This is a genomic window from Streptomyces sp. NBC_01294 (assembly GCF_035917235.1).
GTDB classification, from domain to species: Bacteria; Actinomycetota; Actinomycetes; order Streptomycetales; family Streptomycetaceae; genus Streptomyces; species Streptomyces caledonius.
Genome location: NZ_CP108423.1, coordinates 4,272,025 through 4,292,618, shown reverse-complemented (window position 1 = coordinate 4,292,618; position 20,594 = coordinate 4,272,025). Strand labels below are relative to the sequence as shown.

General features: G+C 74.5%; 12 protein-coding genes. 6 read left to right on the top strand and 6 right to left on the bottom strand.

The annotated features are described in order from the left end of the window. Positions 1 to 125: 125 nt before the first annotated feature. Positions 126 to 662, bottom strand: coding sequence for a MarR family winged helix-turn-helix transcriptional regulator (locus OG534_RS19435; protein WP_319733805.1), 537 nt, complete (start codon positions 660 to 662; stop codon positions 126 to 128). A 133-nt stretch (positions 663 to 795) separates the two neighbouring features. Here OG534_RS19435 and OG534_RS19430 point away from each other — a divergent pair, with 133 nt between their 5' ends. Then, entirely contained in the window at positions 796 to 2,091 is a 1,296-nt protein-coding gene (locus OG534_RS19430; protein ID WP_326593705.1) for an MFS transporter, read from the top strand. A gap of 82 nt (positions 2,092 to 2,173) precedes the next feature. Here the strand turns inward: OG534_RS19430 and OG534_RS19425 are convergent, their stop codons facing one another. Next, the gene (locus OG534_RS19425; RefSeq protein WP_326593704.1) at positions 2,174 to 4,018 is read right to left on the bottom strand and encodes an ATP-binding SpoIIE family protein phosphatase; all 1,845 of its coding nucleotides are present in this window, start codon (positions 4,016 to 4,018) and stop codon (positions 2,174 to 2,176) included. A gap of 135 nt (positions 4,019 to 4,153) precedes the next feature. After that, positions 4,154 to 5,572 carry an NAD(P)/FAD-dependent oxidoreductase gene (locus tag OG534_RS19420; protein ID WP_326589342.1) on the bottom strand — a complete coding sequence of 473 codons (1,419 nt, stop codon included), beginning with the start codon at positions 5,570 to 5,572 and terminating at the stop codon, positions 4,154 to 4,156. A 338-nt stretch (positions 5,573 to 5,910) separates the two neighbouring features. On the opposite strand from OG534_RS19420, the gene OG534_RS19415 reads away from it, so the two are divergent. Both OG534_RS19415 and OG534_RS19410 read left to right on the top strand, forming a co-directional pair. After that, positions 5,911 to 6,672, top strand: coding sequence for a TetR/AcrR family transcriptional regulator (locus tag OG534_RS19415; RefSeq protein ID WP_326589340.1), 762 nt, complete (start codon positions 5,911 to 5,913; stop codon positions 6,670 to 6,672). A gap of 179 nt (positions 6,673 to 6,851) precedes the next feature. Beyond that, positions 6,852 to 8,861: a sigma-70 family RNA polymerase sigma factor gene (locus tag OG534_RS19410; protein WP_326589338.1), complete on the top strand. Its 2,010-nt coding sequence runs from the start codon at positions 6,852 to 6,854 to the stop codon at positions 8,859 to 8,861. Here OG534_RS19410 and OG534_RS19405 read toward each other — a convergent pair. The 3 genes from OG534_RS19405 to OG534_RS19395 all read right to left on the bottom strand — a co-directional run bounded on the left by OG534_RS19405 (position 8,848) and on the right by OG534_RS19395 (position 15,765). After that, positions 8,848 to 12,738, bottom strand: coding sequence for an AfsR/SARP family transcriptional regulator (locus tag OG534_RS19405; protein ID WP_326589336.1), 3,891 nt, complete (start codon positions 12,736 to 12,738; stop codon positions 8,848 to 8,850). The genes OG534_RS19410 and OG534_RS19405 overlap by 14 nt on opposite strands. Before the next feature lie 158 nt (positions 12,739 to 12,896). Further along, complete coding sequence (locus tag OG534_RS19400) at positions 12,897 to 13,403, bottom strand: MarR family winged helix-turn-helix transcriptional regulator (protein WP_326589334.1); 507 nt, start codon at positions 13,401 to 13,403, stop codon at positions 12,897 to 12,899. Between the two features lie 166 nt (positions 13,404 to 13,569). Beyond that, positions 13,570 to 15,765 carry an asparagine synthase-related protein gene (locus tag OG534_RS19395; protein WP_326589332.1) on the bottom strand — a complete coding sequence of 732 codons (2,196 nt, stop codon included), beginning with the start codon at positions 15,763 to 15,765 and terminating at the stop codon, positions 13,570 to 13,572. Positions 15,766 to 16,395: 630 nt separating this feature from the next. On the opposite strand from OG534_RS19395, the gene OG534_RS19390 reads away from it, so the two are divergent. From OG534_RS19390 to trmB, 3 genes are all read left to right on the top strand, one after another. After that, a complete protein-coding gene (locus tag OG534_RS19390; protein ID WP_326589331.1) occupies positions 16,396 to 18,198 on the top strand; it encodes a sporulation protein in 1,803 nt (600 codons plus the stop codon). A 65-nt stretch (positions 18,199 to 18,263) separates the two neighbouring features. After that, the gene (gene lhgO / locus OG534_RS19385) at positions 18,264 to 19,496 is read left to right on the top strand and encodes an L-2-hydroxyglutarate oxidase (RefSeq protein WP_326589329.1); all 1,233 of its coding nucleotides are present in this window, start codon (positions 18,264 to 18,266) and stop codon (positions 19,494 to 19,496) included. Positions 19,497 to 19,749: 253 nt separating this feature from the next. Continuing rightward, positions 19,750 to 20,562, top strand: a complete 813-nt coding sequence (gene trmB, locus OG534_RS19380; protein ID WP_326589328.1) for a tRNA (guanosine(46)-N7)-methyltransferase TrmB — start codon at positions 19,750 to 19,752, stop codon at positions 20,560 to 20,562. Positions 20,563 to 20,594 lie beyond the last annotated feature (32 nt).

Here is a 20,594-nt window from a genome sequence, read left to right as displayed (position 1 = left end):
GTGGGAGATCGTGCTGAGTTGGGTGCCGCAACGAGGCGGCGGGAGTTGTTGTCGCCAAAACCTTCCGGCTCTGGGGCAACTCGAAGAACCTTACGGACCCGCGGGGTTCGTGTCAACCCCGGTGGTCAGCTGGGTGACTGGAGGTCCTCCACGCGGTCCAGCAGCCGGGTGAGCATGTCGCCCAGCACCCCGCGCTCGGCCGTGGAGAGGTCCTGGAGGAGGTCCTCCTCGAAGACCGTGGCCGCGCGCATCGCGTCCAGCCACTTGCTGCGGCCCTCGTCGGTGAGCTCCACGATCACGCGGACCCGGTTGGACTCGTCCCGTTCGCGGGTGACCAGTCCTTCCGCCGTCATGCGGTCGATCCGGTGGGTCATCGCCGCCGGCGTGAGGCCCAGCTGCTTCGCCAGTTCGCTCGGGCCCATCCGGTAGGGGGAGCCCGAGATGACCAGCGCCTTGAGGACTTCCCACTCCGCGTTGCTGATGCCCAGGGCCGCGGTCTGGCGTCCGTACGCGACGTTCATCCGGCGGTTCAGCCGGCTCAGTGCCGACACGACCTTCTCGACCTGGGGGTCGAGGTCCTGGAACTCGCGCTGATAGACGGCGATCTGCTCATCGAGGCTCGGCTCGTGGACGGGCGTAGTGCCGTCGGGGGTGTCACCCATGGGTCGAAGTATCGCACGAACCCGTTGGCGTCTAACTCCTTCGATGTGTAGAGTTAAGCATCGAAGTTTAGGTATGAAGTACTGAAGTCTTCAGTCTTCGGCTCTCAAAGGCAGGTGAGAAGTGACCAAGGTGATGGGCGCTGCGATGCAGCGGATCCAGGCCGGGAACGCACTGACGGCGTTCGGCATCGGCTTCACGGTTCCGTTCCTCTACATCTACGTGGCGCAGGTGCGAGATCTGGGCTCCATGGCCGCCACGAGCGCGTTCGTGGCGTTCGCCCTGGGCGCTCTCGTCGCGCTGCCCTTCACCGGTCGGGTCATCGACCGCCGCGGTCCGGTGCCCGTGGTCATGGGTGCGGCCGTCGCCGCCTCGGTGGGTGCGCTCGCGCTCGGGCTGTCCACCGGCATCGTGCCGATCCTGATGTCCGCCCTGGCGCTCGGCGCCGGGCAGGCCGTGATGCAGCCGGCCCTGGCCACGATGATCGTGTGGTGCTCCACGCCGTCCACCCGGACCCGTGCCTTCGCCCTGCAGTTCTTCATGCAGAACCTGGGTCTGGGCATCGGCGGTCTCATCGGCGGCCAGATCGTCGACGAGAACCGGCCCGGCAGCTTCACCCTGCTGTTCGGCATCGAGGCCGTGATGTTCCTGGTGCTGGCCGGCGTCATCGCCACCGTGCGTCTGCCGCAGGGTCAGGGCTTCAAGGACGCCCGGCCCAAGGACACGACGCAGGCCGCGGGCGGGGGCTGGAAGCGGCTGCTCCGGCACAAGGCCATGGTGCAGCTGTGCGTGCTGGGCTTCGTGGTGTTCTTCGCCTGCTACGGACAGTTCGAGTCGGGTCTGGCCGCCTTCGGTACCGAGGCCGCCGGGATCTCCCCCTCCACCCTCGGTTTCGCGCTCGCCGCCAACACCGGTGCGATCGTCATCGCGCAGTTCGTCGTGCTCCGGCTGGTCGAGAAGCGCCGCCGGTCCCGGGTGATCGCGCTCGTCGGGCTGATCTGGACCGGGGCGTGGATCATCGCCGGCTTCTCGGGTCTGGGGCACGGCAGCGCCCTGATGGCCGCCGCCGCGTTCATCACCACGTACGCGCTCTTCGGCATCGGCGAGGCCATGCTGTCGCCGACCCTGGCACCGCTCGTGGCCGACCTGGCGCCCGAGGGCTCGGTGGGCCAGTACAACTCGGCCTTCGCGCTGGTCAAGCAGATGGCGCTGGCGCTGGGGCCGCTCGGGGTGCCGCTCGGTGCGGGCGTTCCGATGCTCTACATCGGTGTCTTCGTGCTCGTGTCGCTGGGGATCGCCGGCCTGGCGCTGCGGCTCGGCAGGCGGCTGAGCCCGGCGCAGGACAACCCGTGGCTGGCCAGCCGGATCGTGGCGCAGGGCGGTCCGGGTGTGGCGGTCAAGGCTGCCGCCGCGGAGCCCGTGCACGCGTAGGAGCGTAGGGACGTACGTGTACGAGTGAGCAGCTGTACGGAAGGCCCCGGTCCTGGTGGACCGGGGCCTTCCGGCTGTTCGGCTACTTGGCCGGCTGCTTGTCCGGCAGGGCGAACTCGCACCAGACGGCCTTGCCGCCGCCCGGGGTGCGGCGGGAGCCCCAGGAGGAGGCGATGGTGGCGATGATCGAGATGCCGCGGCCGGTCTCGTCGCCCGGTTCGGCGCGGCGGCGGCGCGGGAGGTGGTCGTCCCCGTCGGTGACCTCGATGATCAGCCGGCGGTCGGTGCGGCGCAGCCGCAGGCGCATGGGCGGGGTGCCGTGCTGGAGGGAGTTCGCGACGAGCTCGCTGGCGGCCAGCACGCCGAGGTCGCACAGCTCGACCGGGAACCGCCAGGAGGCGAGGACGCCCTGGGCGAAGGCGCGGGCGCGCGGGGCCGCCTCGATGCCGCCGAGGAGTTCCAGGGCGGCGTTGTGGAAGAGCTCGGCGTCCGCTCCGGTGCGGGCGGGCTGCTGGAGGACCATCACGGCGACGTCGTCGTCGTGGTCCGCGTCCACGCCGAGGGCGCGCATGAGGCGGTCGCAGATGACCGCCGGGGTGCCCTGGGCGCCGGAGAGGGCGCGTTCCAGGGCGGCGACGCCCTCGTCGATGTCCTCGCCGCGGCGTTCGACCAGGCCGTCGGTGTAGAGGACGGCGGTGGAGCCGGGGCCCAGCGCGATGGTGCCCGAGGTGTGCAGCCAGCCGCCGGTGCCCAGCGGTGGGCCGGTGGGGTCGGCGGCTCTGCGGACGGTGCCGTCCTCGTCGCGGACGAGGATCGGGAGGTGGCCGGCGGAGGCGTACACGAGCAGGCCCTCGTTGGGGTCGTGGACGGCGTACACGCAGGTGGCGATCTGGCTGGCGTCGATCTCGGCGGCGAGGCCGTCGAGGAGCTGGAGCACCTCGTGCGGGGGCAGGTCGAGGCGTGCGTAGGCGCGGACGGCGGTGCGCAGCTGGCCCATGACGGCGGCGGCGCGGACTCCGCGGCCCATGACGTCGCCGATGACGAGGGCGGTGCGGCCGGCGCCGAGGGTGATGACGTCGTACCAGTCGCCGCCGACGGCGGCCTCGGTGCCGCCGGGCTGGTAGGTGGCGGCGATGCGCAGGTCGTCGGGCTGTTCCAGTTCCTGCGGGAGCAGGGAGCGCTGGAGGGTGACGGCGGCCTCGCGCTGGCGGCGCTCGCTGGCGCGGAGCCGCTCGACGGCCTCGGCGTGGTCGGTGACGTCGGCGAGGTGGATGAGGACGCCGGAGTGGTGGGCCTCCGCTTCGCTCCCGGATCCGGATCCGGTTTCGGCCTCGGTCCCGGTCCCGGTCCCGGTTCCAGTCTCGGTGCCGGTTCCGTTTTCGGTCTTGGGGAACTCGACCGGGGTGCAGGTGACGGTGTACGAGCTGCCGCCGCCCGGTGCGGTGCGGTTCTTGGCCGTACGGGACGTGCCGCTGCGCTGGACCTGGTCGAGGAGCGGGAGGAGGCCGAGCTCGCCCAGTTCGGGCAGGGCCTCGTGGGCGGGTGCGCCGGGGATGCGGGCGCCGAAGCCGGCGGTGTAGGCGTCGTTGACGTAGGCGACGCGGTGGTCGGGGCCGTGGACGAGGGCGACCAGGGCCGGGAGCCGGCCGAGGACCTCGCGTACGGAGAGCTCGTCGAGGGAGGGCACGGCGGCGAGGACGTCCGGCCGCTGGGCCGGGGTCGTGCCCGTCCCCGTGCCGGAGACCGTGGGGTCGGCGGGCCTCCCGTCGGCGGGCGAGGACCGCTCGGCACCGGGGTCGGCGCGGCCGCCGCGGGCTGCCGGGACCGCGCCTTCACCCCGCTTGGCCTGGGCGGCGGCATGTTCGGTCCGGGCGGCGGCGCGGCGCTGCGTTCCGGGAAACCGGGCGCTCCAGCGCGTGAAGTTCACTGCGTTCAAGCCTCGTGGTGTCGCGAGTGGTCGCTGTGTCGCTCGTGGGCGGTCGCTGACTGGACGATGTCACTCTGTGCAGGTGTGAGCCCACCTATGGTCACACGTCCAGTGTGGCCGACCGCACTGACAACGTCAGCCCTGGCTGTTCTGCGGGGGGTTGGGGGCGGAGGGTGGGGAGGGGTGCTTCGGGCCGCCACCGACGGCCCGTTCGAATTCTGCCCTGGGGTGTTCGAGGGAACCCAGGGAGACGATCTCGCGCTTGAAGAGGCCGGAGAGGGTCCATTCGGAGAGGACCCGCATCTTGCGGTTGAAGCTGGGGACGCGGCTGAGGTGGTAGGCGCGGTGCATGAACCAGGCCGGGTAGGCCTTGAGCTTGCGGCCGTAGATGTGGGCGACGCCCTTGTGGAAGCCGAGGGAGGCGACCGAGCCGGCGTACTTGTGGGCGTACTCGGTCAGGACCTCGCCGCGCAGGGCGGCGAGGAGGTTGTCGGCGAGGACCTTGGCCTGGCGGACGGCGTGCTGGGCGTTGGGGGCGCATTCGTGCCCCTTCTCGCTCGCGGTGATGTCGGGGACGGATGCGGCGTCGCCGGCGGCCCAGGCGTGCTCGACTCCCTCGACGGTGAGGAAGGAGGTGCAGGCGAGGCGGCCTCGATCGGTCTTGGGCAGGTCGCAGGCGGCCAGGATCGGGTGCGGTTTGACGCCGGCGGTCCACACGACGGTGCGGGTGGGGAAGCGGGCGCCGTCGCTGAGGACGGCGACGCGGTCCTCGCAGGATTCGAGCCGGGTCTCCAGGCGGACGTCGATGTTGCGGCGGCGCAGTTCGCGGACGGTGTAGATGCCCATCTCGGGGCCGACCTCGGGGAGGATCCGGTCACTGGCCTCGACGAGGACCCACTTCATGTCCTCGGGCTTGATGTTGTGGTAGTACCGCGCCGCGTAGCGGGCCATGTCCTCCAGCTCGCCGAGGGCTTCGACGCCCGCGAAGCCGCCGCCGACGAAGACGAAGGTGAGAGCGGCGTCGCGGAGGGCGGGATCGCGGGTGGAGGAGGCGATGTCCATCTGTTCGATGACGTGGTTGCGCAGGCCGATGGCCTCCTCGACGGTCTTGAATCCGATGGCGTAGTCGGCGAGTCCCGGGACGGGGAGGGTGCGGGAGATGGAGCCCGGGGCGAGCACGAGTTCGTCGTACTCCATCTCGAGCGGGCCCGCGCCCTCGTCGGCCGTGGCCAGGGTCTTGACGGTCACGGTCCGTTTGGAGTGGTCGATGCGCTGGGCCTGGCCGATGACGATGCGGCACTTGCCGAGGACGCGGCGCAGCGGGACCACCACGTGGCGCGGGGAGATCGCGCCGGCGGCCGCTTCGGGGAGGAAGGGCTGGTACGTCATGTAGGGCTCGGCGGTGACCACCGTGACCTCGGCTTCGCCGGCTCTCAGCTTTCGCTGGAGCCGGAGCGCCGTATACATGCCGACGTAGCCGCCGCCGACGATGAGGATGCGCGTGCGGGGCGGGGTACCGGGGGCCGTGCCCCGGGAGTTAGCAGCCTTCACCATCCCATGACGCAACGTGGCCGGGAGTTTGTCCACAGGCCCGACAAATTGTGTGACCGGAGGTGGTGCTGGGACGGGGTGGAAGACGACCTCTGGCGGCGGTGGAAGTCCGCAGGTCAGAGGGGGCGGATCGGGAGGTTCCGAGGGCATGTAAGGGAAAAGTGGGGGTGAATGCTCCGATCGGGCGGTGGTCCGTCCGGGGCTGCCTCTTCTGAATTGACTCTGGCTCAACTATGTTCGTAACTCGTCGAGGAGTAGGACCGGGCCCGAGACCGTGGCCCCCTCGACATGAAGGCGGGGAGTGTCTCCGGGGGGAGACAAATGATTACCGGGGGATACATATGAACATTTCCGATTTCCATGGTTCTGCGACCGCACTTTCGGTCGAGAGCAACGGGCGCGCCCTCGCGGGCGGCGCCCCGCACGGCGTAGGTCGGTCCACGCCGCTGCGCGTGGACGCCCAGCGCAACCTGGAGCACGTGCTGCGAGCGGCCCGCGAGGTCTTCGGCGAGCTGGGCTACGGCGCTCCGATGGAGGACGTGGCGCGGCGCGCGCGGGTCGGTGTCGGCACCGTGTACCGGCGGTTCCCGAGCAAGGACGTCCTGGTCCGACGGATAGCCGAGGAGGAGACCGCCCGGCTGACCGAGCAGGCCAGGACCGCACTGGGCCAGGAGGAGGAGCCGTGGCAGGCGCTGTCGCGCTTCCTGCGGACCTCCGTGGCCTCGGGCGCCGGGCGGCTGCTGCCGCCGCAGGTGCTGCGGGTCGGCTCGACCGCCGAGGACGGGGTCGAGGAGGCGGAGGCGGCGCGGGTTCCGCACCAGCGCCAGGCCACGGCTCCCGAGCTGCGGGTCGTGGGCGCGCGCACCGCGGTCGAGGACGAGCCCTCGGACGACGCGGGTGCGGGTGCGCTGCTGGAGGTCGTCGGCCGGCTGGTACACCGCGCCCGGGAGGCCGGCGAGCTGCGTGCCGATGTCACGGTGGCCGATGTGCTGCTGGTGATAGCGACGGCGGCGCCCGCGCTGCCGGACCCGGCGCAGCAGGCGGCGGCCTCGACCCGGCTGCTCGACATCCTGCTCGAAGGGCTGCGGTCCCGGACGGTCTGACCTCGCGTCGAAGGGACCCCTTTCGGCGGCGGCCCGCTCGCACGACCGGTGCACAGTAAGGCGATTCGCCGCATTGTGCCCGGATGAGTGGATGGTGTCGAAAGGGGTTCGACGCGTGTCCGCTGTGTGACACGCTTGATCGGTGTACCGGTTGAGTGTGTCGTGCGGGGGCTTCCGCGATGGGCGTTGACGGGCGGGAAGAGCCACTCGGTGGCGTCGGCAGCGAGGTGGAGGCGGGCAGCCTGCCCGCCCGACAGGTGCCGGCCCAGCGCGAACCGGCGGGGCGGCACGCGCGCCCCTCGGGCTCTTCCGGACCCGGAGGCATCGGGAGCGAGCTGCCGCCGTCCGACGGGGACTTGATCGCCCGGATGCGGGGCGGTGACGACGGTGCGTACGCGGAGCTGTTCCGTCGCCACGCCGATGCCGTACGGCGCTACGCACGGACCTGCTGCCGGGACGGGCACACCGCCGACGACCTGACCGCCGAGGTGTTCGCGCGGACCCTGCAGGCGGTACGGGGCGGGGCCGGGCCGGACCAGTTGGTGCGGGCCTACCTGCTGACCACCGTGCGCAGGGTTGCCGCGGCCTGGGCGAAGACCGCCAGGCGGGAGCACCTCGTCGAGGACTTCGCCCTCTTCGCGGAGCAGGCGGCCACGGGTGCGGAGAGTGGTGGCTCCCCCGGCGGGCTGTCGGGGTTCTCCGGGGACGACACGCTCGAACTGGGCGCGGACGTGCGGGCGATGCACGAGGCCGAGCAGTCGCTGGCCATGCAGGCGTTCCGCAGTCTGCCCGAGCGGTGGCAGGCCGTGCTGTGGCACACCACCGTCGAGGAGGCGTCGCCGAGCGCGATCGCGCCGCTGTTCGGGCTGAGCGCCAACGCGACCGCGGTGCTGGCCAGTCGCGCCCGGGAGGGGCTCAAGCAGGCCTATCTGCAGGCCCACGTGAGTGCGGCGCTGAGCGAGGGCGGCGACTGCGCGCGCTACGCGGACCGGCTCGGCGCCTATGCGCGGGGCGGGCTGCGGATGCGGGCGGAGCGGGGGCTGCGCAAGCACCTGGAGGAGTGCGCGAAGTGCCGGGTGGCCGCCGGGGAGCTCAAGGACGTCAACGCGGGCATTCCCGCGCTGCTCCCGGTCGCGGTCATCGGGTGGTTCGCCGCCGGGTACGCGGCAAAGGCCGCCGGGGTGGTGGCCGGTGGGGCCGTCGCCGCGGGCGGGGCCGGGGTCGCGGCGGCCGCCGCCGGTGGGTCGAGCGCGGGGGCCGGGGCCGCGGGGACAGCAGGGGGCGCCGGGGCTGCGGGGGGCGCAGCCGGAGCGGGGGCCGGTGGGGCGGGAGCCGGGAGTGGGGCCGCCGGGGGCGCGCTGCTTTCCGAAGGGCTCGGGCTGCCCGCCAAGGCCGCCATAGCCGCAGGGATCGCGGTGGCCGCGGCCGCCGGGGTGGTGTTCGCGCTGGCCGGTGACGAGACCGAGCCTCAGGCCCGGGCCAAGCCCGCGCCGAGCGTGGCGGCGCCGGTGGTGCCCGATGCCCCCGCCCCGCCCTCCGCGGAGCCGAGCCCGCCCGGGGCGGAACCGCCGCCCGCGCGGAGCTCCGTACCGCAGCGGCCGGAGCCGACGCCGTCGGCCCCGGCCTCCACCGCTCCCGCATCGCCCTCGCCCTCCCCTTCCCCGACGCCCTCCCCGAGCCGGGAGAAGCCCGCGCCCACGCCGTCCCCGAGCGGGCCCTCGGTGACGCCGAGCCGGCCGCCTGCGAAGCCGCCGCAGGGGTTCCAGCTGGCCCGGCTCGACCACTCGGCCTACGGCGACCACAGCGGTCCGGAGGTGCAGACCTGGCGCAGCAGCTGGGTGTGGCAGCGCTGGGGGCTGCAGGTCGGCGACCGCCGGTTCACCCAGGGGATCACCGTCAACTCGCCTTCCTCGGTGGAGATCGCCCTCAACCGGCAGTGCACCACCTTCTCGGCGCGGGCCGGGGTGGACGGCCTGTCGATGTTCACCGACGGCACGGTGCGGTTCTCCGTGTACGGGGACGGGCAGCGGCTGTGGCAGTCCGCCGCCCTCGGGTACGGGGACCCGCCGGCGTCCGTGCAGGTCTCCCTCGCCGGGCGCAAGATGCTGCGGCTGGTGGTGGAGCGGGCCGGGCGGGGCAGCCTGCCCGCGCTGGCGAGCTGGGCCGACGCCGAGATCAGCTGCCGGTGAGCTCCGCGGCCAACTCGGCCGGGGTGAGCGCGGTGCCGGCGGACTCCTCCCGCGTGTAGCGGGCCGGTCCCAGCAGGGCGCGGGTCCGGTCCGGGAGGCCCTCCACCGCGCCGCGCTCCGGAACCGACCGCGGATGGCCCGCGCGCCACGCGGTGGCCGCGGCGAGGGCCCGTACGGCCTGGGCGGGCCGGCCGGCGTCGGCCAGCAGCACGGCGGCCGCCTCGGCCATCCCGGCCAGGAAGCGTTCGGCGCACCGGGCCGCGACGGCTGCGGCGAGGCCGGGTCCGATCAGGGCCAGGCCGGCCTCCGGGCCCTGTTCGCGGGCGGCGAGGACGGCGTCGACGGTGTCCAGCCCGGCGGTGAGCTGTGCGGGCACGGTGATCCGTTCGGCCTGGGCGCGGGCCTGCTCGCACTCGCCGCGGGCGCGGACGGCGTCGCCGCGCTGGAGGGCGAGCAGGGCCCCGAGGAGCCGGGCGTAGGAGCTGACGTCGTACACGCCGCCGTGCCGGTCCGCCTCCTTGTCGGCCGCCGCCAGGAGCCGCTCGGCGTCGTCGAGGTCCCCCGCGCAGTAGGCGGCCTCGGCGATCCGGGCGATGGCGAAGGGCGCCTCGACGTGGGCCCCGACCTCGCGGGCGAGGCGCAGGCACTCCTCGTACTCGGTGCGGGCCTCGGCGTACCGGCCGCGCGAGACGGCGACCTCCCCGGCGGCGCTCGCCACCTGGGCGCGGGTCCAGCGGTCGCCGACGCGGCGGGCGATCTCGTGCAGTTCGGCGAGGTCGGCGTCGACGGTGGGCAGGCCGCCGGTGACGTCGATGGCGACGTGGGTGCGGAGCATGAGGACGACGCCGAGTTCCCAATCGCCCGCGTGGCGCCGGCAATTGGCGACGGACGCGTCGAGGTCGGCGTGGAATGCGAGGGCGTCGCCCGTGAGGAAGGCCGTCGCCGGCCAGAGCATGCCGGGGAAGCGGGTGGTCTCGGGGGAGCCGTGGCGGAAGGTCTTCTTGATGCGGGTGGCGAGGTCGCGGTACTCGCGGGTGCGGAACTTCTCGATGGGGTTGCCCTCGGCGAGCAGGAACATGTCGAGGACCTGCAGGCGCGCGAAGGGCCAGTACGCGGGTGAGTCCTCGGGCGGTTCGGCGGGGGTGAGGGCGAGGACGCGGGTGGTCCACTCGGCGCCCTCGGTGCGGTAGTTGCGCAGCCACCAGAACCAGCCGAGGGCGAAGACGAGGCGCTGGGCGGACTCGGTGTCGGCCTCTTCGGCGACGGTGGTGTGGAGGGCGGCGCGGAGGTTGTCGAGCTCGGTCTCGACGAGCCGGATCCAGGGGAGCTGGGCGGCGGAGCGGATCAGGGGCTCGGCCTGCTCGGCGAGGGCGAGGTAGTGGGCGGCGTGGCGGCGGGCGGTGGCCCGGGCGTCGGCGGGGTGGGCGGCGGCGCGCTCGGCGGCGTACTCGTGGATGGTTTCGAGCATGCGGTAGCGCATGCCGCGACGGCCGGTGCCGGGGGCGGTGTCGGGGGCGGGAGCGGGGGCGGGAGCGGATTCGGGCTCGGGTTGGGGTTCGGCCAGGACGAGGGATTTGTCGACGAGGGAGCCGAGGACGTCAGCGGTGTCGTAGGCGGGGTCGGCGCAGATGGCTTCGGCGGCGGCGAGGTCGCAGCCGCCGGCGAAGACGGAGAGGCGGCGCAGGCCGGTCCGCTCGGGCTCGTCGAGGAGGTCCCAGGACCAGTCGACGACGGCGCGCAGGGTCTGCTGGCGGGGGAGCACGGTGCGGCTGCCGCTGGTCAGGAGCCGGAAGCGGTCGTCGAGGCGGTCGGCGATCTGGCGCGGGGTGAGGAGGCGCAGCCGGGCTGCGGCGAGCTCGATGGCAAGGGGCAGGCCGTCGAGGCGGGCGCAGATCTCGGCCACGGCGGCCGGGTCCTCGGCGGGCGTGAAGCCGGAGCGGGCCGAGGCGCCGCGGTCGGCGAAGAGGCGCTGGGCGGGGTCGGGCGGCAGGGGCTCGACGGGGCGGACGGTCTCCCCCGGTATGCCGAGGGGTTCGCGGCTGGTGGCCAGGATCCGTACGCCGGGGCAGTGGGTGAGGAGCCGCTCGGCGAGTTCGGCGGCGGCGTCGATGACGTGCTCGCAGTTGTCGAGGACGAGGAGCAGGCTGCGGTGCGCGCAGTGTTCGACGAGGCGGGTGGTGGGGTCGGCGGCGACCGGGCCGGGACTCTCGCGTTCGCGGGCGACCAGGGAGTTCTCGCGCAGGCCGAGGGCGCTGAGGACCGCGCCGGGAACGGCGGCGGGGTGGTCGAGGCAGGCGAGTTCGACGATCCAGCCGGTTTCGGGGTGGGCGGAGGCGGCGTGCTCGGCGAGGCGCGTCTTACCGGAACCGCCGGGCCCGGTGAGGGTGATGAGACGCAGCCGGGCCAGGTCGCCACGCAGCGAGGCGAGTTCGGGCTCCCGCCCGACGAAGGAGGTCAGACGGGGCCGAATATTCCCCCGGGGGCCTTCCGGTTGGGGGGCCTCCGGCTGGCCCTGCACGGGCTGAGGGTGCGGGGGGTGGGGGTGGGGGTGGCCGGCTTGGGGGTACGGGGGCTGGGCGTGGCCGAGCTGGGAGTGCGGGGGTCGGGCGGGCGCGGGCTGGGAATGCGCGGGCACGTCTTGCACGGCCTGGCCGTCCGCAGCCTGGGCGGGCCCGGGCTGAGATGGCCCGGGCTGGGAAAGCGCCGGCTGGCCGTACGCGGGCTGGGCGGGCGCGGCCTGGGCGGGCGCCGCCTGAGCGGGCACCGCCTGAGCGGGCACCGCCTGAGCGGGCACCGCCTGAGCGGGCCCGGGCTGGGGAAGCGCTGGCTGGGCGTACGCGGCCTGGGCGGGCGGCGCCTGGGCGTGCGCGGGCTGGGGAAGCGCCAGCTGGGCGGGCGGCGCCTGAGCGGGCGCCGGCTGGGGAAGCGCCAGCTGGGCGGGCGGCGCCTGAGCGGGCGCCGGCTGGGGAAGCGCCAGCTGGGCGGGCGGCGCCTGAGCGGGCGCCGGCTGGGGAAGCGCCAGCTGGGCGGGCGGCGCCTGAGCGGGCGCCGGCTGGAAGGGCGCCGGCTGGGAGGGCCCGGGCAGGCCGTGCGCGGGGTGGGGGTGTGGGGCCGGGGAGTGTCCGGGCCGGCCCTGCTCGGGGTGGGGGTGGAGTAGTTCTGTGTGCAGGGCCGTGAGTTCGGGGCCCGGGGTGGTGCCGAGGGTGGTGGCCAGGGTGCGGCGCGTGTGTTCGTAGGCGGCGAGGGCGTCGGCGGGGCGGCCGGCGGCGCGGAGGGCGCGGAGCTGCTGGGCGCGCAGCCGTTCGTCGTACGGGCAGGCGTGGACCAGCGCCTCGATCTCCGGCAGGAGTGCGGCCGGGGCGGTGGCGCCGCTGCGCAGGTCGGCCTCGATGCGGTCGCGCAGGGCCGCGTCGCGGCAGCCCTCGGGGGCGGCGGCGTGGGCGGTGCGGGCGGGCTCGGGCGGGTCGGCGAGGGCGGGCCCGCGCCACAGGGAGAGGGCGGTGCGCAGGGTGCGGGCGGCGGCTTCCGGGTCGGTGGCCAGTTCCTGGCCGCCCTGGGCTGCCAGCCGGGTGAAACGGTGCAGGTCGACGTCGTCGCGGGCGACGGCCAGGAGGTAGCCGCCGGTGGGGGCGAAGCGGACGGCGTCCCGGGCGCCGAGGGCGCGGCGGAGGCGGGCGACGAGTGCCTGGAGGGCGGCGGGGGCGTCCTGGGGCGGATCGTCACCCCAGACGTCGTCGACGAGGTCGGCGACGGAGGCCTGGCGGCCGGCGCGGAGGGCGAGGGCGGCGAGGAGCGCGCGCAGGCGGGCGCCGCCGATGGGGAGTGGGGCGCCGGTCTCGTCGCGCGCCTCGGTGGCGCCAAGGATGAGATACCGCACCTGCCAATTCTGCCCGGCCCATGCGGGGGAGGCGGCAGGTTTTGGGAGGGCGCCGACTCCGGGCCCCACCCCCGTACCCCGTACCCCATACCCCGTACTGCGGCGTACGGGCCCCACGTACCGCCGCCGTACCGCCCGTGCTGCTGCCGCGCCGGGTCTCAGGTGGTCGAGGTGTCCCCGTTGTCCTCCAGGAGCGTGCGCAGGGCCTGGGCGAGCGTGGCGCAGGTGGCGGGGTCCAGCGGGGCGAGGAGTTCCGTGCAGCGGCGGAGGTGGTCCTCGATCAGGGACTGGGTGATCTCGAGGCTCTGTTCGGTCAGCCGGATCCGCACCGTGCGGCGGTCCTGACCGTCCCTCACCCGCTCGACCAGGCCCTTGGCCTCCATCCGGTCGATGCGGTTGGTGATCGCGCCGGAGGTCACCATCGCGGCCGGGACGAGGGCGCCGGCGGTGAGCGCGTACGGGGGGCCGGACCGGCGGAGGGTGAAGAGGATGTCGACCTCGCCCACCTCCAGGTCGCGTTCGGCCGCGAAGGCCTTGAGGTGCTTGTCGAGGATCCGGTTCATCCGCTGGATGCGGGCCAGGACCTCGACGGGCCAGAGGCCTGCCGCCAGGTCGGGGCGTTCCGCTGCCCACTGACCGACGATCGCGTCCACTGCGTCGCTCATGTCGCTTCCTCGTCCTCGTGTGCCCGCCACGGCCCTGGTCCTGCTGCCCCACGCACCGGCCGCCGCCCTCGGCTCCGCGACCGTCGCCGCCGCGCCGGCGCTCGGCGTCGCCGCCTGGTCAGGACGGCACGACGGCACGACGGCACGACATCGAGACGGTACGACGTCAGGACAGCGCCGGGCGGTGTACGGGGACCCCCTCGGGCACCGCCCGCCGCCGGGCCGCGGACGTGCCCGTCCAGCAGGTGCCGCGCCGGGCCAGCAGGCGGTGCAGCCACAGCTCCATCGAGACGAGTTCCGCGAGCCCGTCCAGCGGGACCGGGCGGCCGTCCGCCGCGTCGAGCAGGGCCTGGCGCACGACCCGGGCCTCGATCAGGCCGGCGTCCGCGAGCAGCGGGGAGGCGAACAGGTCCAGCAGGTCGCCCAGGGCGGCGCGCAGCCCCAGCCGGGTCGCCGTCTCGTTCGGGGCGTGGGCCGTCGCTCCCCAGCCCGGCGGGAACTCGCGCACCCCGGCCGAGGTCAGGACGCTGCGCAGGATCGCGGCCCGGGCCCCGGGCTGGACGCGCAGGGACTCGGGGAGCGCGCGGGCGGCCCGTACGACCTGGTTGTCCAGGAAGGGGGCGTGCAGGCGCTGGCTGCGGACCTCCACGGCCTGTTCGAACACCCGGTGGTCCGCGGCGTGACGGGCGAGCAGCGAGCGGGCGCGGGCCTCCCCCGGCCGCAGTGACAGCGGCGGGCGGCCGGCCGCGGCCGCGAGGCGGATCGATACTTCCGCCAGGGCCTCCCCCGTGAGCCAGCCCGCCGCCGGGCCGGGGCGCGACCAGGTCAGGGCGGCGAGGGAGGCGTCCACCGGACCGGAGGCGCGCTGGGTGACCCCGCCTTCGCGGAGCCGGGCCGCGGCGGCCTCCATGCCCGCACGGTACGTCGTACGGGCGAGTCTGCGGGCCGCCGAGTACACGGTCAGCGGCACCAGCAGGGACTCCCCGGAGGCGGAGGCCGAGCGGGCCAGCGCCGCCACCGGCCGCAGCAGGTGGCGCCGCCGGCGGTCCATCAGGAGGTCGGCCATGCGGGCCGGGTGGGCGTCGAGGACCTGGCGGGCGCCGTGGCCGGTGAAGTGGTCGGCCGATCCTGCGGCCAGTCTTCGCCGCTCGCGGGCGGCGATGACGAGCGAGGGGCCGGGTTCGTCGGTCAGCGGGCCGTCGAGGTCGGCGTACGGGAGGGCTTCCTCGGCGGCGGCCACCACGACGTGGTGCAGGCGCGGGTCGGCCGCGATGGCTCTGGCCCGTTCCAGTTCGGCCTCGCGCCCCTGCGGGGTGGCCAGGTCGTTGAAGGTGACGGCCAGCAGCCGCGCCCCGGCGGGGCTCAGCAGGGTGCCCGGGGCCCCCGGCAGACCGGCCGCCAGCAGGGCGAGCGTCGCGGAGGCGCTGCCGCCCGAGAGGTCGGCGCCCACCCCGGGGGCCGGGGCGCCGCGGGCGGCGCGCCGGTCGGCGGGGCCCATTCCGGGCACGGGGCCGGGATCGTACGGCGGCATCATGTCGGGAGCATGCCGCGGAGCCGTGAGCCGGGCGCGCACCGCGTCCACCAACGCTTCCCGTACGCCCTCCACCGCGCGCTCGGGATCGGCCTCGGGGGCGGCCACCGCGAGCGAGGCGACCTGCTCGTAGCCGGTGATCTCGCGGGAGCCCTCGCGCAGGATCAGCGCGTGCCCGGGCGCGATGCGCCGGACCCCGGCGTACGGTGTGCCGTCGCCCAGTGCCTCCGGGCTGTCCGGGCAGGCCAGCAGGGCGGCGAGGTGGCCGATGTCCAGCTGCGCCTCGATGAGGTCGGCGAGCGGGAGGGCGGCGGTGGCGTACGCCGTGCCGCTCGCCCAGGGGGTGTAGAAGACGGGCCGCGCGCCCGCGAGGTCGCCGACGACGGTGATCCGGCGGCCGGCCTGGACGACGGCGGTGTAGCTGCCGGACCACTGGGTGAGGTGGCGCAGCGCCCCGCCGCGGGCGGCGTAGAGGGCGCGGCGCAGTTCGGCGTCGGTCGCGCCGCAGCAGCCGAGGACGGCGAGCCGGGTGAAGGGGTCGGCGGGATCGGCGGTGACGGTGCGGATCTCGTCGGGGCGCCAGTCGCCGACGGCCCACAGGGGGTCGGGGTCGCCCCAGAGCAGCTGGGCGCCGACGGGGTGGACGGTGCGTTCCGCGTCCGCGCCGGGGTCGTCCGGATGGGCGGCGTCCGCGATGCCGCCGCGCAGGGGCGCACCGCTCTCGCCGTATCCGCCCGCTCCGTGTCCGCCCTGGCCGGAGACGTGTCCGGAGACCCGGCCGGCCGTGCCGAAGCTCGCGGCGATACTGCTCCAACCCACCAACCAGCGCACCGCCGCCTCCCCAGCCTGTGGGCACATGACCGGGGCACGGGCAGCACGGACGGCGCTGAGGGCGCGGTCGGCGGGACCCCGGGTGGCTCGGGTCCATGCTGCCACGGGACAGGCGTGCGAGAGTGGTTAAAGGGGGCGCACATGCAAACGAACACGCCCCGGCAACGCGGTATTTGGCGTTCCGTTCCCACCGCCCCATAGGTCGCTTTCAGCCATTCTTCGGCTGCCGGGAGAGCCGGAGCACGGTGCCGGCACTCAGTGCACGGGCGCGGTCCGGGAGGCGGAATCCGCCCCCCGGACCGTTCCGCCACCCGCGGGGATTGAGGTAGCGGCATCCCCCGGCCCACCCGATCCGCGCAGCGGGCCGACCCACGCACCGCACATCGAATCGCCGGGCCCCGGCACCGGCCAGAGCGCACGGGCGGGCGCACGGCCACACGGACGGAGCACGCGATGACACGTGCGCCCCGGAGCCGGGCCCGGGGCGGACTGTGCAAACGGACAACAATCCCGCCATACGGGAGTAAGGGCCTTAACGCTTGGGAGGCGGGGAACTACGCTGGGTTTACGAAATGCCGGGCGCCTATGCCCCGGCGGCGTATGCGTTCCGCGTGTGACGAGGGGTGGCGCATGTCCAGGGAGCTCCGCGAGCCCAATGAGAAGCTCGGCGCCGTCCTCGCCCTCGCGGGCATCAGCAACGCCGGGCTGGCCCGGCGGGTCAACGACCTCGGCGCGCAGCGCGGCCTGACGCTTCGGTACGACAAGACGTCGGTGGCCCGGTGGGTGTCGAAGGGGATGGTGCCGCAGGGCGCCGCCCCGCATCTGATCGCCGCCGCCATCGGCGCCAAGCTGGGGCGGCCGGTGCCGCTGCACGAGATCGGACTGGCGGACGCGGACCCCGCGCCCGAGGTGGGCCTGGCCTTCCCGCGCGATGTCGGCGCGGCGGTGCGCTCGGCCACCGACCTCTACCGGCTCGACCTCGCCGGCCGCCGCGGCGGTGGCGGGATCTGGCAGTCGCTGGCGGGTTCCTTCTCCGTGGCGGCGTACGCGACGCCCGCCTCGCGGTGGCTGATATCTCCCGCTGACGGCTCGGTGGCCCGGGAACCGGCGGGCCCGGCCCCCACTCCCGCGGCCCACACTCCCGCGGCTCACAGCCCTGCGGCACACGGGTCCACGACACCTGACTCCACGGCGCCCGGCTCCACGACGTCCGGTTCCGCGACCTCCGGTTCCGCGACCTCCGGTTCCGCGACCTCCGGTTCCGCGGACGCGCACCCCTCGCCCCAGCGCCCCGTGACGGCGACCTCCTCGGCTCACGACGCGCCGACGCATGCACCGGCGCACGGGAAACCGGCCTCGGCGCCGGCGCACGAGGCACCGGCACCAGGTCCCCGGCCCTCCCCGGAGGGCCGTACGACCGGACCGGCGACAGGTCCGATGGCAGGCCTGGTGCCGGGCCCGCCGTCCACCGTTGTGCCCGCCCAGCCCGGCGCCGAAACGCCGCGCGACCACGGCCAGCGCGTGGGCCACAACGACGTGACGAAGCTGCGCGAGGCCGCCGAGGACGCCCGCCGCTGGGACTCCAAGTACGGCGGCGGGGACTGGCGTTCGTCGATGGTCCCGGAGTGCCTGCGGGTGGACGCGGCGCCGCTGCTGCTCGGCTCGTACACCGACGAGGTGGGCCGCGCCCTGTTCGGCGCGACCGCCGAACTGACCCGGCTGGCCGGGTGGATGGCCTTCGACACCGGCCAGCAGGAAGCGGCCCAGCGCTACTACATCCAGGCGCTGCGGCTCGCCCGCGCCGCCGCGGACGTACCGCTCGGCGGCTACGTGCTCGCCTCGATGTCCCTGCAGGCGACCTACCGGGACTTCGCGGACGAGGGCGTGGACCTCGCGCAGGCGGCCGTCGAACGCAACCGCGGCCTGGCCACCGCCCGCACCATGAGCTTCTTCCGGCTGGTCGAGGCGCGGGCGCACGCGAAGGCGGGTGATTCGACGGCCGCCGGGGCCGCGCTGCGGGCGGCGGAGGGCTGGCTGGAGCGGGCCCGGGAAGGCGATCCGGATCCGACCTGGCTCGGTTTCTACTCGTACGACCGTTTCGCGGCAGATGCGGCAGAATGCTACCGGGACCTCAAACTCCCGCGGCAGGTACGGCGCTTCACCGAGCAGGCGCTGTCCCGGCCCACCGAGGAGTACGTACGCTCGCACGGGCTGCGGCTGGTGGTGAGCGCGGTCGCCGAGCTGGAGTCGGGCAACCTCGACGCGGCGTGCGCGGCGGGCACCCGGGCGGTGGAGGTGGCGGGCCGGATCTCCTCGGCGCGGACGACCGAATACGTACGGGACCTGCTCCATCGCCTGGAACCGTACGGGGACGAACCGCGCGTCGCGGAGCTGCGCGAGCGGGCGCGGCCGCTGTTGGTGACGCCGGCGTAGGGACTGATTTCCGGATCGGGCCGGAGAGGCCCGGGGACCCGCGTGGCCGCATTGTCGGTGCCGGGGTGCAGTATGCAGGGGTGGGAGGTGTCAGCGTGGGCGGCGGCGTGGACTGCGATGTGCTGGTGATCGGCGGCGGGATCGTCGGCCTGTCGACGGCGCACGCCTTGTCGCGCCTGGCTCCGGGGACCCGGGTGGTCGTCCTGGAGAAGGAAGCCGGCCCGGCCCGGCACCAGACGGGGCGCAACAGCGGGGTGATCCACAGCGGGATCTACTACCGCCCGGGATCACTGAAGGCGCGCTTCGCGGTGAGCGGCGCCGCCGAGATGGTCAAGTTCTGCGCGGAGCACGGCATTCCGCACGAGGTGACGGGCAAGCTGATCGTCGCCACCGAGCGGGAGGAGCTGCCGCGGCTGCACGCCCTGGTCCAGCGCGGCCGGGAGAACGGCATCCCGGTGCGCGAGCTGGGCCCCGCGCAGATCACGGAGTACGAGCCGGAGGTGCGGGGCCTCGCCGCGATCCACGTCGGCAGCACCGGGATCGTGGACTACGGCCGGGTGACCGCGCAGCTGGCGGAGTCCTCGGGCGCGGAGATCGTCTACGGCGGCGCGGTCGACCTGATCTCGCGGCGCGCGTCGGCGGTGGCGGTGCGCACCACGTCCGGCCTGGTGGTCAAGGCCCGGGTGCTGGTGAACTGCGCGGGCCTGCAGTGCGACCGGATCGCCCGGCTGGCCGGCGACGACCCCGGGATGCGGATCATCCCCTTCCGGGGCGAGTACTACGACCTGGCCCGCCCGGAACTGGTCCGGGGGCTGGTGTACCCGGTGCCCGACCCGGCGTTCCCCTTCCTCGGCGTGCACCTGACCCGCGGCATCGGCGGCGGCGTCCACGTCGGGCCCAACGCCGTGCCCGCGCTGGCCCGCGAGGGCTACGCCTGGTCGACGGTGCGGCCCCAGGACATCGCGGACGAGCTCGCCTGGCCGGGATCCTGGCGGATGGCCGCCCGGCACTGGCGGTACGGGACGGGCGAGATCCACCGCTCGCTGTCGAAGCAGGCCTTCACCCGGGCGGTACGGCGCCTCCTGCCGGCCGTCACCCCGGCGGACCTGCTCCCCGCCGCGGCCGGGGTGCGCGCGCAGGCCGTGCTGCGGGACGGCACGCTGGTGGACGACTTCCTGATCCGGGACGCCCCGCGGACGGTGCACGTCCTGAACGCGCCGTCGCCGGCCGCCACCGCTTCGCTGCCGATCGGCCGTGAGATCGCCTCCCGAGCCCTTCGAACCCTCGGCTCGACCTGAGCGGGCCCACGCCGGCCTCCCGGGGCTCCGCCCCAGACCCCGCGCCTCAAACGCCGGCGGGGCTGAAATTTTCAGCCCCGCCGTCACATGAGGCGCGGAGGGGGCTGGAATAGAGCCTCGCCGGCGTTTGAGGCGCGGGGGTTCGGGGCGGAGCCCCGGGCTTTCAGCCTCGCCGGCGTTTGAGGCGGGGGCGGAGCCCCGCAGCGGCGCCGCACCTGACCGGTGGGTTCCCGGGTCGTAGAATCAGCGCATTGTGTCTGAGTCCCTGAATCCCCAGTCGCCCAGCCTCCCGGACGCCGCGCCGGAGGCGACCTCGTACGTGCCGCCCAAGTGGCGCACCGAGCCCCGCTTCCCCGACGGGCCCTCCCCGGACCCGGCCGGCTCGCACCACGAGCGGCGGATCCGGAGCTTCCAGCCCCGCCGCAGCCGGGTCACCACCGGCCAGGGCGAGGCCCTGAAGCGGCTCTGGGGCACCTGGGGCCTGGACATCGACGGGCACGAGGTCATCGATCTCGAGAAGCTCTTCGACGGCCTCCCGGTCGTCCTCGAGATCGGCTTCGGCATGGGCGAGGCGACCGCGCAGATGGCCGCCGACGACCCCGGCACCGGGATCCTCGCCGCCGACGTGCACACCCCCGGCCAGGGCAACCTCCTCGCCCTCGCCGAGCGGGGCGGGATGACCAACGTCCGCGTGGCCAACGGCGACGCCATCATCCTGCTCCGCGAGATGCTGCCGCCCGACTCGCTGGCCGGGTTGCGCGTGTACTTCCCGGACCCCTGGCCCAAGGCCCGCCACCACAAGCGCCGGCTGATCCAGCCCGAGTTCCTCACGCTGGCCGCCACCCGCCTGGCGCCCGGGGCCGTACTGCACTGCGCGACCGACTGGGAGCCGTACGCCGAGCAGATGCTCGAAGTGCTCACCGCGCACCCGGACTTCGAGAACACGCAGCCCGACGGCGGCTACTCCCCGCGCCCCGCGTTCCGGCCGCTCACCCGCTTCGAAGGCCAGGGACTCGACAAGGGCCACGTCGTACACGACTTGCTCTTCCGTCGCACGCAGAACTGACAACGTCACTGCGTGTGTCAGAGCGTATCGCT